Annotated in this window: 11 protein-coding genes; 7 read left to right on the top strand and 4 right to left on the bottom strand. The window is 71.6% G+C overall.

Annotation, left to right across the window (positions count from 1 at the left end):
* Positions 1-44: 44 nt before the first annotated feature.
* On the bottom strand, positions 45-803 hold the full coding sequence (locus tag IM697_RS17390) for a L,D-transpeptidase family protein (RefSeq protein WP_194048598.1): 759 nt from the start codon (positions 801-803) through the stop codon (positions 45-47).
* 226 nt (positions 804-1,029) lie between these two features.
* Here IM697_RS17390 and IM697_RS17385 point away from each other — a divergent pair, with 226 nt between their 5' ends.
* From IM697_RS17385 to IM697_RS17365, 4 genes are all read left to right on the top strand, one after another.
* The gene (locus IM697_RS17385; protein ID WP_194048597.1) at positions 1,030-2,943 is read left to right on the top strand and encodes an ABC transporter transmembrane domain-containing protein; all 1,914 of its coding nucleotides are present in this window, start codon (positions 1,030-1,032) and stop codon (positions 2,941-2,943) included.
* A complete protein-coding gene (locus IM697_RS17380) occupies positions 2,940-4,727 on the top strand; it encodes an ABC transporter ATP-binding protein (protein WP_194048596.1) in 1,788 nt (595 codons plus the stop codon). The genes IM697_RS17385 and IM697_RS17380 overlap by 4 nt, the downstream gene beginning before the upstream one ends.
* A gap of 1,194 nt (positions 4,728-5,921) precedes the next feature.
* Entirely contained in the window at positions 5,922-6,392 is a 471-nt protein-coding gene (locus tag IM697_RS17370; protein WP_194048594.1) for a DUF5709 domain-containing protein, read from the top strand.
* Between the two features lie 150 nt (positions 6,393-6,542).
* Complete coding sequence (locus IM697_RS17365; RefSeq protein WP_194048593.1) at positions 6,543-6,803, top strand: type B 50S ribosomal protein L31; 261 nt, start codon at positions 6,543-6,545, stop codon at positions 6,801-6,803.
* A gap of 101 nt (positions 6,804-6,904) precedes the next feature.
* Here the strand turns inward: IM697_RS17365 and IM697_RS17360 are convergent, their stop codons facing one another.
* The gene (locus tag IM697_RS17360; RefSeq protein ID WP_194048592.1) at positions 6,905-7,699 is read right to left on the bottom strand and encodes a metal-dependent hydrolase; all 795 of its coding nucleotides are present in this window, start codon (positions 7,697-7,699) and stop codon (positions 6,905-6,907) included.
* Between the two features lie 145 nt (positions 7,700-7,844).
* On the opposite strand from IM697_RS17360, the gene IM697_RS17355 reads away from it, so the two are divergent.
* Together IM697_RS17355 and IM697_RS17350 are read left to right on the top strand one after the other, a co-directional pair.
* The gene (locus IM697_RS17355) at positions 7,845-10,358 is read left to right on the top strand and encodes a DEAD/DEAH box helicase (RefSeq protein WP_194048591.1); all 2,514 of its coding nucleotides are present in this window, start codon (positions 7,845-7,847) and stop codon (positions 10,356-10,358) included.
* A gap of 19 nt (positions 10,359-10,377) precedes the next feature.
* Positions 10,378-11,247 (top strand): acyl-CoA thioesterase, encoded by an 870-nt coding sequence (locus IM697_RS17350; RefSeq protein ID WP_194048590.1) that lies wholly within the window; start codon positions 10,378-10,380, stop codon positions 11,245-11,247.
* Here the strand turns inward: IM697_RS17350 and IM697_RS17345 are convergent.
* Together IM697_RS17345 and IM697_RS17340 are read right to left on the bottom strand one after the other, a co-directional pair.
* The gene (locus IM697_RS17345) at positions 11,234-12,145 is read right to left on the bottom strand and encodes a DUF6397 family protein (protein WP_194048589.1); all 912 of its coding nucleotides are present in this window, start codon (positions 12,143-12,145) and stop codon (positions 11,234-11,236) included. The genes IM697_RS17350 and IM697_RS17345 overlap by 14 nt on opposite strands.
* 127 nt (positions 12,146-12,272) lie before the next feature.
* The gene (locus tag IM697_RS17340) at positions 12,273-12,686 is read right to left on the bottom strand and encodes a roadblock/LC7 domain-containing protein (RefSeq protein WP_194048588.1); all 414 of its coding nucleotides are present in this window, start codon (positions 12,684-12,686) and stop codon (positions 12,273-12,275) included.
* Positions 12,687-12,784: 98 nt separating this feature from the next.
* On the opposite strand from IM697_RS17340, the gene IM697_RS17335 reads away from it, so the two are divergent.
* A complete protein-coding gene (locus tag IM697_RS17335; RefSeq protein ID WP_194048587.1) occupies positions 12,785-13,213 on the top strand; it encodes a PPOX class F420-dependent oxidoreductase in 429 nt (142 codons plus the stop codon).
* Positions 13,214-13,223: the final 10 nt, after the last annotated feature.

The raw sequence follows: 13,223 nt of genomic DNA, 5'->3' as shown, positions 1-13,223 counted from the left end.
GGTGTTCTACGGGGAGTCGGGCGTCCGCCGCAATGACGCCCCCGTCAGTGCGAGCCTTTCAGGTCGGCCCTGTCCCCCATCACCACCACGGGGTGCCGACCCGGGTCGAGCGTGCGCAGCAGGTACTCCATGGCCGATTCGGACACGCTCACACAGGCCGACGTGCCGCTGCCGTGGTCCATGTGCAGCCAGATACCGCCGCCCTCGTGCTCGCCCCGGGGGCGGGTGGGGTCGTTGGGCGGGGTGCCCTTGACGCGGTTGTAGTCGATGGCGATGACGTAGTCGAAGTCGTGCCAGTACGACTTCGCCCACCAGCGCGGCGCGGCGAAGGCGGCCGACCTCGTGTACGGCAGCCTGGTACCGGGGTCCTTCAGTACGCCGCCCGCGTCGCTGAGCGTGAACACGCCGACGGGGCTGCGGTTGTCGCCCTCGCGGTGGTCGGTGGTCCAGCCCTTCCTGCCGTTGTGCGCGGGCCAGCTGCGCGCGGGGTCCCAGGTGGAGCCGTGCCTGGTGTAGAGCACGACGGTGGAGTCCGGGGAGTCCTTTCCGGCGCCGTAGACCGCCACTACCTGGCGGGAGTCGGCGGGGATGCGTCGCTGCCACCTCTCGCCGACGTCCGGGATGCGGGTCCGATCGACGGGGGCGGCCGAGCGCGTGGGGGCGGCCGAGCGCGTGGGGGCGGGCTTGCCCACGCCCGAGTCGCCCGCTCCGCGCTGCGCGCCGCCGCACGCGCTCAGGGTCGTCAGCAGGGAACCAAGGGCCGCCGTCACGGCCAACGCACGCCAAGCTCCACCGATCCGCATCGTTCCATGCTCGCACCGTGCTCGAAGGCCGGGCCTGACCGGTGGTCACCATGCGTCCGGGCAGGGGCCAAAACTGTGCCTCGCCCCGGAAAACCGTTTGCGCCCGGCCACGCTGCGACGCGAACCTGTCACGGTTTGCTGCCGCCGAGCGCTGCCCGCGCTCCGCGCATCGACCGTCGGCCAACCCCCGATCCCTCCCCCCACTTACACGAGCCACTGGGACGTCATGCAGATTCGAGACCTTCCGTATCCCGACCCGGGTGTGCCGGACGCACGCTCAGGTCCCCGATTCCTGTGGTGGCTCTTCAGGAACCAACTGGGCGGCCAGCTCAAGGCCCTGGCCTGGGGCCTGGTGCACTTCCTGTCCGTCTCCGCGCTGCCGTTCTGTGTCGGCGTCGCCGTGCAGGCCGTCGTCGACCGCTCCGGCACCCGACTCGCCCTCGCGGGCGGACTGCTCCTGCTGTGCTCCGCCGGAAACGCCATCGGCGACACCTTCCTGCACCGCGCCGCCGTCACCAACTGGATCACGGCCGCCGCCCGCGTCCAGCAGGTGCTGGCCCGCAAGACCGCCCAACTGGGCTCGGCGCTGACCCGCCGGGTCGCGGCCGGTGAGGTCGTGGCCGTCTCCACCGGTGACGTCGAGAAGATCGGCTGGTTCGTCGAGGCCTGGTCGCGCTTCACCGCGGCGGCCCTCACCGTCGTGGCGGTCTGCGTCGGCCTGGTCGTCTACCAGCCGGCACTCGGAGTGGTCGTCGCCGTGGGCCTTCCGGTACTGGCGGTCGCCGTGCTGCCGCTGCTGCCGCGCGCGACCCGGCGCGCCGACTTCCAGCGCGAGAAGGCGGGCCGCGCCACCGAGCTGGCCTCCGACACGGTCGCCGGCCTGCGCGTGCTGCGCGGCATCGGCGGCGAGGAACTCTTCCTAGACCGCTACCGCAGCGCCTCCCAGGAGGTCCGCCACGCGGCCGTGCGCAGCGCCCGGATGTGGTCCCTGATCTCCGCCATCCAGGTCCTGATGCCGGGGCTGCTGCTGATCGCGGTGGTCTGGTACGGCGTCCACCTGGCCCGCGAGGGCCGGGTCGGCGTCGGCGAACTGGTCGCCGTCTACAGCTCGATCATGATTCTCACCTACCCGCTGCGGCACTTCGAAGAGATCGCCATGGCCTACTCCTTCTCCCGGCCCTCGGCGCGGCGCGCCGCGCGTGTGCTGTCCCTGGAGCGGGCCACCGACACGGGCGGGTCGCTCGACGGGGCCGAGCTGCCGTCCGGGGATCTGTACGACCCGGCCACCGGCCTGCTCGCCCCCACCGGCCGGCTCACCGCGGTGGTGTGCGGCGACCCGGACGCGGCGGGCCGCCTGGCCGAACGGCTCGGCGGACACCCCTCCGAGGAGGGCACCTCGGTGCTCCTCGGCGGCGTCCCCCTGGACGAGCTGCCCCTCGACCGCGCCCGTACGGCCGTGCTGGTGCAGGACAAGGACCCGGTGCTGCTCTCCGGCACGCTGCGCGACCTGTTCGACGTGCCCAGGTCGGGCGACGTGGACGCGCGGGAGGCGCTGGCGGCCGCGCAGTGCGAGGACGTCCTGGCGGCGCTGGTCCAGGGCTCGCTCGGCGCCGAGGACCCGATGGACGCCCGGATCACCGAGCGCGGCCGGTCCCTGTCCGGCGGCCAGCGCCAGCGCCTCGCGCTCGCCCGGTCGCTGATCACGGACCCCGAGGTGCTCGTCCTGGACGAGCCGACCTCGGCCGTCGACTCGCACACGGAGGCGCGCATCGCGCAGGGCGTGCGACACCTGCGGTCGGGGCGCACGACCGTGGTGTTCACCTCGTCTCCCCTGCTCCTGGACCGCGCCGACCGGGTGGTCCTCGTCCACGAGGGCGAGGTCGCGGCGGTGGGCGTGCACCGCGAGCTGGTGCACGCCGAGCCGCGGTACCGGGCCGTGGTGACCCGCGAGACCGACGAGGAGACGGCGGCCCGGAGCATCGCTCTGGATGCGGGGCCCGGCGGCGAGGACGGCCATGGCGCGCGGCCCGCTTTCGAGGACGGACACGGCGCGGGGTCGGCACTCAAGGACAGACACGGCGCGGGGTCGTCCCTCAAGGACGTACTGAAGGAACTGGAAGAGATCGAGGAGTCGGCATGATCGGCCTTGCGCCACCGGAGTACGACCCGGCGGCACCGACGACGGCGAACACCCTGCCGGTCGGCGCCCCCGCGACCGTGCGCGCCTACGTGGTCGAGCTGTTCCGCCGGCACCGCCGCGCCTTCCTGCTCCTCATCACCGTCAACACGGTCGCTGTGGTGGCCTCGATGGCGGGCCCGTGGCTGCTGGGCGGACTGGTGGAACGCGTGTCCGACGGCGTCGCCGAACGCGACCTCCATCTGGAACTCACGGTCGGACTCTTCGCCGTCGCGCTCGCCGTCCAGGCCGTGTTCGTACGGCAGGTGCGGCTGCGCGGGGCGATGCTCGGCGAACGGATGCTGGCCGATCTGCGCGAGGACTTCCTCGTCCGGTCGGTCGGGCTGCCGCCCGGTGTGCTGGAACGGGCCGGGACCGGCGATCTGCTGTCCCGGATCACGACGGACATCGACCGGCTGGCCAACGCCATGCGCGAGGCGGTGCCCCAGCTCGCGATCGGCGTGGTGTGGGTGATCCTGCTGCTCGGCGGGCTGGTCGTCACCGCGCCGCCGCTGGCCGCCGCCGTGCTGATCACCGTGCCGCTGCTGGTGATCGGCTGCCGCTGGTACTTCAAGCGGGCGCCGTCCGCGTACCGCTCGGAGGCCGCCGGGTACGCCGCCGTGGCCGCCGCTCTCGCCGAGACCGTGGACGCCGGGCACACCGTCGAGGCCCACCGCCTCGGTGAGCGCCGTGTCGAACTGTCGGACCGGCGGATCAAGGAGTGGACGGCCTGGGAGCGCTACACGCTCTGGCTGCGGTCGGTGCTCTTCCCGTTCATCAACGTCACCCATGTGATGATCCTCGGCTCGGTCCTCATGGTCGGCGGTGTGTTCGTTCTGCAGGGCTGGATCGGCGTCGGTCAGCTGACCACCGGCGCGCTGATCGCGCAGATGCTGGTCGACCCGGTCGGGCTGATCCTGCGCTGGTACGACGAGCTCCAGGTGGCCCAGGTGTCGCTGGCCCGGCTCGTCGGCGTCCGGGACATCGAGCCGGACGCCGGCGACGCCCGGCTCGCGCCCGACGGCCGTGACGTGCACGCCGACAAGGTGCACTTCGGCTACCTGGAGGGCGTGGACGTGCTGCGCAAGATCTCCCTGGAGGTCGCGCCCGGCACCCGACTGGCCCTGGTCGGCCCCTCGGGCGCCGGAAAGTCGACCCTGGGCAGGCTGCTGGCCGGCATCTACGCGCCCCGGGACGGCCGGATCACCCTCGGCGGCGCCGAACTGTCCCGGATGACCGCCGAGCGGGTCCGCTCCCATGTGGCCCTGGTCAACCAGGAGCACCACGTCTTCGTGGGCTCCCTGCGCGACAACCTGCTGCTGGCCCGCACGGACGCGACCGACGCCGAGCTGTGGGCGGCGCTGGGCGCGGTCGACGCGGACGACTGGGCCCGGGCGCTCGACGACGGCCTCGACACCGAGGTCGGCTCGGGCGGCTTCGCGCTCACCCCGGCCCAGGCCCAGCAGATCGCCCTGGCCCGCCTGGTGCTGGCCGACCCGCACACGCTGGTCCTGGACGAGGCGACGTCCCTCCTCGACCCGCGCGCCGCGCGCCACCTGGAACGCTCCCTGGCCCGCGTCCTCGACGGCCGCACCGTCGTGGCCATCGCCCACCGCCTCCACACCGCCCACGACGCGGACGTCATCGCGGTCGTGGAGAACGGCCGGATCAGCGAACTGGGCAGCCATGAGGAGCTGGTCAGGGCGGATGGAGCTTATGCGGCGTTGTGGCGGTCCTGGCATGGGTGAGTGGGGGTTGGCGCGAGGGGTGGGGGTGATCGGGCTCGGTGAGGGACCGGCGTGACGCCGGGGTTTGGCTCGGCTCGGTGAGAGGGCGGAGCTTGGCTCCGGGGTTGACGCGGCTCGGTGAGGGACCGGTGTGACGCCGGGTTTGGCTCGGCTCGGTGAGGTGGCGGGGCTTGACTCCGGGGTTGGCTCGGCTTGGTGAGGGACGGGCTCGACTCCAGGGCCGGCTCGGCTCGACGAAGGGCGGGCTCGACTAGGGCCGGCTCGGCTCGGCGAGAGGCGGGGCTCGACTCCAGGGCCAGCTTGGCTCGGCGAAGGGCGGGGCTCGACTCCGGGGTTGGCTCGGCTCAGTGAGGGGCAGGGCTTGGCCTCGGGCCGCCTGGTCGGGCTTCGTGGGTCGGCGGGAGTGGTCGGGCTCACGGGAGCACCGGGCCAGGTCGGGCTCAGTGGATCACCGGGACTGGTCGGGCTTACGGGATCACCAGGCCAGGTCGGGCTCAGTGGATCACCGGGACTGGTCGGGCTCACGGGATCACCAGGCCAGGTCGGCCTCAGTGGATCACCGGGACTGGCGCCGGGCACGGGCTGGCTTGGTGAATCGACGGGCCTGGCCCTGGTCGGGTGAGGGTGTGGCCTGGGTGGCCGGAGCCTCGGCGGTCGGCCCGTTGGGCGAGGGGCGTGGTCGGCCGGGTTGGAGGTCGGCGTCGTATGGGACTGGGCGCTCGGCCTGGGGGCGGCGCACGGCCCGGGGGCGGCGCACGGCCCGGGGGCGACGCACGGTTGGCCTGGGCCGGTGGTGTGGGTGGTCTCGGGCGGGTGCCCCGGTCGGCAGAGGCCCGGAGTGTGGGTCTGTGGGGCGCCGGGACTCGGAGGGCGGCGACCGGGAACGCGGCTCGCCGCGTGGCCGGGGTCCGGGGCCGGCCGGGAGCGGTCGGGGCGGTCGGCGGGCCGGAGTGGGCCCGGCCGGCCCGGCCGACGCGAGCGCGTGGATCCCGGCTCGGGAGGTCCGAAGCCCCCGCCTTCGCCCCGTGGCGTTGCGCCGGGGCGAAAAGGGGTGGAAGGCTGGATAGCGGCACCGGTTCGGGGAGCACCCGGGAACCTCGCGGTTCGCGCCGGGTGCGGCCTGTGCCCCGCGCCGCGACGGCCCGCCGCCGAGCGCGGTGGGTTCGGGCCCGTCCGCACCACCTGGAGGTACCCGTGAACAGCGCCGACGGATGGGGTGACGACGTCTACCAGCCCGACGCATCCGACCAACGTGAGGACACGGGGCTGCTGGACGCGGAGGACACCCTCGAGAACGACGGCGTCGACGACCCCCTTGACCGGGGCTGGTCCCCTCCGGAGCGCCCCTGGGCGGTCGAGCACACCGGTGTCACGGCGGCCGAGCGCCACCAGGGCGAGACTCTCGACCAGCGACTCGCCGAGGAGCTTCCGGACCTCGCCGCGCCCGACAGCGACGGCCTCGGAGACGCCGACGGCACCGACGGCGAACTCCTCGACAACGAGGTCGGCGCCATGCGCTCCGGTCGTCTCGTGGCCCCCGACGAAGGCGCCCACGAGGACGAGGAGAGCGCGCTCGTCGCGACGGATGTGGGCATCGACGGCGCGGCGGCGTCCGCCGAGGAGGCCGCGATGCACATCGTGGACGAGGACGCCCTCTACGGTTGACGCCCGTGGCCCCCGTGCGACCGACGCCGGCAGTCTCCGTCCCGCGCCCCACGCGGCCGACGCCCCCGCGACGGCGGTCCCCACGCTGTCGGCGCCACCATTCGGCCCCAGGCCGTCGGCCACGCCGATGCCGCCACTCGAGGAGTTCGCATGCAGCAGGACAAGCACCCCGACTACCACCCGGTCGTCTTCCGTGACCGCGCCGCAGGCTACGCCTTCCTGACGCGGTCCACGGCGGCCAGCGACCAGACCATCGAGTGGGACGACGGCGAGACCTACCCGGTCGTGGACGTCGAGATCTCCTCGGAGAGCCATCCCTTCTACACCGGCAAGGCGCGAACGGTGGACTCCGAGGGCCGCGTCGCCGCCTTCGAACGGCGGTACGGCGCCGGATCCGGAGAAGGAAGCTGATCCGGCGAGGACGCGAGTGAGTACGCCGGAGGTCCGTGGCGTGCGGCCGCTCGGTCCCGCAGGGGGCCCGCCGGTGCCGTGCCCTGCAGACTCCTCACCGCTCAGATCACGTTGAGCGCCGCCGCGCAGCCCACCCCGCCGAGCACCATGAACACCGGCATCAGCACCTTGAGCTCGACCCAGCTGCCCGCCCGGAACCGCATGGCCTTGGGCGGGCCCACCGGGTACCAGCGCTTGCGTCCCACCGGGATCGGCCACAGGATCGGGCAGCCGGAGACGGTCAGGGCGTCCCCGATGTCGTGCACCAGCGCACCCAGCACGATCGGCAGGCCCAGCCACAGGTACTCCTGGCCCGGGGCCGTGAACAGCCAGTCCGCACCGTTGCCCGGCTTGTCCAGCACACCCGCGAGGATCCACGCGCTGGTCGCCGCCAGCAGCCAGACCAGGACGTCGCTGCTGGAGCCCCGGGCCGCCCGCCACAGCAGGCCCTCGATGGCCAGCACCATGTGAACGAAGAGGATCGCCAGGACCGCCCAACGGCCGCCGGTGATCGCCAGCACCGAGGTGCCCCCGCCGATCAGCACAGCCCACAGCCAGGTGTGCGTGAGCGTGCGGTGCCCACCGGAGCGACGCGGATCGCCCTGCTTCTTCGTCGCCTTGTAGACGGCGTACGACAGCTTGTCGACGATCTCGCACAGCCAGCGCGACAGCGGTCCGAAGGCCCGGGAGATCGTGGCCGCCTTGTGGTCGAGGTCCGGGGCGAGGGCCGCCCCGGCGCAGATCAGCGCGCCGACGAGGAGGACCGGCCAGGGCATTCCGTGCCCGGCGGCGGCCGCCGCCGCTCCGACGCCGAGCCAGGCGGCTGCGCCCGACAGAGAGTGTGCTGGTCCCATCATCGCCGTTGCCCGCCCCATTCCTCGTGTGCCGCTGTCCAGTTGACCGGGATCGCTGACTTGTCGTCGGCGACACAGCGTAGCGTTCGCGATCTTCGCATCCGCAGCCGATTCCCCGATGCGGGAGGAGGACAGGCAAGATGGGTGGGTGACCCTCATCGATCAGCTGCCGCCGACCGCCGACCCCGACGCCCTCTACGAAGCCTTCGAGTCGTGGGCCGAGGAGCGCGGGCTCACCCTCTACCCCCACCAGGAGGAGGCGCTGATCGAGGTGGTCTCCGGCGCGAACGTGATCGTGTCGACGCCCACCGGCTCCGGCAAGAGCATGATCGCCGCGGGCGCCCACTTCGCCGCGCTGGCCCGGGACGAGGTCACCTTCTACACCGCTCCGATCAAGGCACTGGTCTCGGAGAAGTTCTTCGAACTGTGCAAGATCTTCGGCACCGAGAACGTCGGCATGCTCACCGGCGACGCGTCCGTCAACGCCGACGCCCCGGTCATCTGCTGCACCGCGGAGGTGCTGGCGTCGATCGCGCTGCGCGACGGCAAGGACGCGGATGTGGGTCAGGTCGTCATGGACGAGTTCCACTTCTACGCAGAGGCGGACCGGGGCTGGGCCTGGCAGATCCCGATCCTGGAGCTGCCGCAGGCGCAGTTCATCCTGATGTCGGCCACCCTCGGCGACGTCTCGATGTTCGAGAAGGACCTCACCCGCCGCACCGGCCGCCCGACGTCGGTGGTGCGCTCGGCCACCCGTCCCGTGCCGCTGTCCTACGAGTACAAGCTCACCCCGCTCACCGAGACCCTGACCGAGCTGCTGGAGACCAAGCAGGCGCCGGTCTACATCGTGCACTTCACGCAGGCGCAGGCCGTGGAGCGGGCGCAGGCGCTGATGAGCATCAACATGTGCTCGCGCGAGGAGAAGGACCAGATCGCCGAGCTGATCGGCAACTTCCGCTTCACCACCAAGTTCGGCCGCAACCTGTCCCGTTACGTGCGGCACGGCATCGGTGTGCACCACGCCGGGATGCTGCCGAAGTACCGGCGGCTGGTGGAGAAGCTGGCGCAGGCGGGTCTGCTGAAGGTCATCTGCGGCACGGACACGCTCGGCGTGGGGGTCAACGTCCCCATCCGCACGGTGCTGTTCACGGCCCTGACCAAGTACGACGGCAGCCGAGTCCGCACGCTGCGCGCCCGTGAGTTCCACCAGATCGCCGGGCGTGCCGGGCGGGCGGGCTTCGACACGGCGGGCTTCGTCGTGGCCCAGGCGCCCGAGCACGTCATCGAGAACGAGAAGGCGCTCGCGAAGGCGGGTGACGACCCGAAGAAGCGCCGCAAGGTCGTCCGCAAAAAGGCACCCGAGGGCTTCGTCGCCTGGACGGAGAACACCTTCGAGAAGCTCATCGCCTCCGAACCGGAGCCGCTGACGTCCCGTTTCCGGGTGACGCACACCATGCTGCTGTCGGTGATCGCCCGGCCGGGCAACGCCTTCGAGGCGATGCGGCATCTGCTGGAGGACAACCACGAGCCGCGCAAGCAGCAGCTGCGGCACATCCGGCGTGCGATCGCGATCTACCGGTCGCTGCTGGACGGCGGCATCGTCGAGAGGCTCGACGAGCCGGACGCCACGGGTCGTATCGTCCGCCTCACGGTCGACCTCCAGCAGGACTTCGCGCTCAACCAGCCGCTGTCCACCTTCGCGCTGGCCGCGTTCGAGCTGCTGGACCCGGAGTCGCCGTCCTACGCCCTGGACATGGTGTCCGTCGTCGAGTCCACCCTGGACGACCCGCGGCAGATCCTCGTCGCCCAGCTGAACAAGGCGAAGGGCGAGGCCGTCGCCGCGATGAAGGCCGACGGTGTCGAGTACGAGGAGCGCATGGAGCGCCTCCAGGACATCACCTACCCCAAGCCCCTGGAGGAACTGCTCTTCCACGCGTACAACACGTACCGCAAGAGCCACCCGTGGGTCGGTGACCATCCGCTGTCGCCGAAGTCCGTCATCCGGGACATGTACGAACGGGCGCTGTCCTTCACGGAGTTGGTGTCCTTTTACGAGCTGGCCCGCACCGAGGGCATCGTGCTGCGCTACCTCGCGAGCGCCTTCAAGACCCTCGACCACAACATCCCGGACGACCTCAAGTCCGAGGATCTGCAGGACCTGATCGAGTGGCTCGGCGAGATGGTGCGTCAGGTCGACTCCAGCCTGCTCGACGAGTGGGAGCAGCTCGCCAACCCGGAGGAGATGACCGCCGAGGAGGCCCAGGAGAAGGCCGACGAGGTCAAGCCGGTCACCTCCAACGCGCGCGCCTTCCGCGTCCTCGTCCGCAACGCCATGTTCCGCCGCGTCGAGCTCGCCGCGCTCGACCAGGTCGAGGAGCTGGGCGAGTTGGACGCCGACGCCGGCTGGGACGCCGACGCCTGGGGCGAGGCAATGGACAAGTACTGGGACGAGTACGAGGATCTCGGCACCGGACCGGACGCCCGTGGACCCAAGCTCCTGGTGATCGAGGAGGAGCCGGCGAACCGCCTGTGGCGGGTCCGCCAGATCTTCGACGACCCGGGCGGCGACCACGACTGGGGCATCAGCGCGGAGATCGACCTCGACGCCTCCGACACGGAGGGCCGCGCCGTGGTCCGCGTCACCGACGTAGGCCAGTTGTGAGCACAGGAGAATCCCACCCATGACGACCAATCCGGCCGAGAGACTCGTCGACCTGCTCGACCTGGAGCAGATCGAGGTCAACATATTCCGTGGCCGCAGCCCGCAGGAGTCCCTGCAACGGGTCTTCGGCGGCCAGGTGGCGGGCCAGGCGCTGGTCGCCGCCGCGCGCACCACGGACGGCGACCGGCCCGTGCACTCGCTGCACGCGTACTTCCTGCGCCCGGGGCGGCCGGGCGTGCCGATCGTGTACCAGGTCGAACGGGTGCGGGACGGCAGGTCGTTCACGACCCGCCGGGTCACCGCCGTGCAGCAGGGCCGCACGATCTTCAATCTCACCGCCTCCTTCCACAAGCCTGAACAGGGGAGCTTCGACCACCAGCTGCCGCCGGCCCGCAAGGTCCCGGACCCGGAGTCGCTGCCGACGGTCACCGACGAGATCCGGGAGCATCTGGGCACGCTGCCGGAGCAGTTGGAGCGGATGGCCCGGCGGCAGCCCTTCGACATCCGCTATGTCGACCGGCTGCGCTGGACCGAGGAGGACGTCGAGGACGCCGAGCCGCGCAGCGCGGTGTGGATGCGCGCGGTCGGGCCGCTGGGCGACGATCCGGTCGTGCACACCTGCGCGCTGACCTACGCCAGCGACATGACCCTCCTGGACGCGGTCCGCATCCCCGTCGAACCGCTGTGGGGCCCGCGGAGTTTCGACATCGCGTCGCTGGACCACGCGATGTGGTTCCACCGGCCTTTCCGCGCGGACGAGTGGTTCCTGTACGACCAGGAGTCGCCGATCGCGACCGGCGGGCGGGGCCTCGCCCGTGGGCGGATCTACGACCTGGAGGGACGCCTGCTGGTGTCCGTCGTCCAGGAGGGACTGTTCAGGGCGCTGTAGCCCGCGGAGTCCCGCGCCGCAGCCGCCGCAGCCAGCCGCGCGGCCGTTCCGGCTCCTCGGGCCGCAGCGAGCCGGGGAGCCCCGGATGCTCCGGCGCCGGGACCCGCTGGGCCGTGGGCCGCGGCGCGGGCCGCATCCTGCGCGCGTCCTGCAGAACCGCCGTCAGGTCGGCCCGCAGCAGGCTGATCTCGTCCGGGTCGTCCGCCGTCATGATCCGCTCGGCGATCAGCGCGAAGGGCGAGCCCGGTGCGCCGGACGTGGGTGGGCCCGGCCGGAAGCGGTTCAGATGGGAGCGCTCATACGGATCGGGGACGAGCTCCGCGATCTGGACGGGATCGAGAAAGGCGGCCAGCGCACCGGCGCACTCCCACGGGTCGTCGGCCAGGCGCAGCAGGAATCCCCGGTGGCGTCCGCGCCAGTTGCGTGGGCGCAGGTCCATGCCCGTGTCGAGCATGCCGCGCAGCCCTTCGGGCATCCGGCGGTCGTTCAGCGGTGGGGCGTTGTGCTCGTCGGCGGCGAACCGCTTCAACTCCTCGGCCAGATACAGCCAGACTACGGCTCGATAGCGGTTCAGATAGAACGTCACCGGCACCACCAGGCCCAGCCGGGCGAGCCGTGTGAACCTGCCGGCGGGCACGTCCATGACGTCCGCGCCCTCGCTCGTGCCCACGACCTTCACACGGTCCCGCAGCGATTCGGGAAAGCCGTCGCCCGAACTCACCCGCTCGATCTCGGACCGTGGGACGCGTCGGCCTCCGCCGCCCTCGTCGGGCACGGTCCGGATGATTCCGAGGTGGACGGCGAGGTCCAATTCCCCTCGCTTCAAACCCAGTTCCCGGGCCGCGCGGCTCGGCGTGCAGGCAAGGTGGTGCGTGGTCGTGATGATGTCGCCGGACATGGTCGGTCTCCCCCGTGGAGTCAGTGGCTCACGCTCCGTGCGTTCGCCGTGACAAAAACCGTAGCCGGTCTGCCGGATCTCGTGGCGGGCCTGTGGATAACTCTGCGGGGGGCGACGAATCAGCAGGTCAGACGTCTGTGAGCGGTTTCCGTTCGGGCTGTCGGGCGTCCACGTCGAGGTGCTCGCCGACCCGGTTGACGAGCAGCGTCATCTCGTAGGCGATCTGGCCGATGTCGGCGTCCGCGCCGCTGAGCACGCACAGACAGCTTCCGGTGCCCGCCGCGGTGACGAACAGCACGGCGTCGTCGAACTCGATCATCGTCTGGCGTACTCTGCCCGCGCCGAAGTGCCGTCCCGAGCCCTTGGCCAGGCTGTGCAGTCCGGACGAGACGGCGGCGAGGTGCTCGGCGTCCTCGCGCCGCAGTCCCGTACTCGCGCCGGTCACCAGACCGTCGTTGGACAGCACCAGCGCGTGTCGCACATGATCGACGCGCTCCGTCAGATCGTCCAGTAGCCAGTCAAGCCCCTGGTTCTGCGCCATGTTCCGGTCTCCCCGTGTAGATGTCTCCCCCTGCACCGGAGGATCTCTTCGCCAACCCTTCCCGACGATCCGGCCCTCGGGCAAGGAGGATGGTGGGCATGGCGAAGAAGATGACCGATGAGGAATGGCGGGCGTTCGTCTCGCACGGCACGCGCACCGCAAAGCTGTCGACCGTGCGAGCCGACGGAAGTCCGCATGTGACCCCGATCTGGTTCGTGCTCGACGGCGACGAGGTGGTGTTCAACACCGGCGGTTCGAGTGTGAAGGGCCGCAATCTGGTCCGTGACGGCCGCGTGGCGCTGTGCGTGGACGACGACCGGCCGCCGTACGCCTTCGTGGTCGTCCAGGGCCGCGCCCGGGTCTCGGACGATCTCGAGGAGCTGAGGCACTGGGCAGGCCGTATCGGGGCACGGTACATGGGTGAGGAGCGCGCGCAGGAGTTCGAGGCCCGCAACGGTGTCCCGGGCGAACTCCTCGTCCGCGTCACGATCGACAAGGTACTCGCGGAGCGGGACGTGGCCGACTGACGAGGGCACG

This window comes from Streptomyces ferrugineus (assembly GCF_015160855.1).
GTDB lineage: Bacteria > Actinomycetota > Actinomycetes > Streptomycetales > Streptomycetaceae > Streptomyces > Streptomyces ferrugineus.
This window is presented reverse-complemented; position numbering and strand designations above follow the sequence as displayed.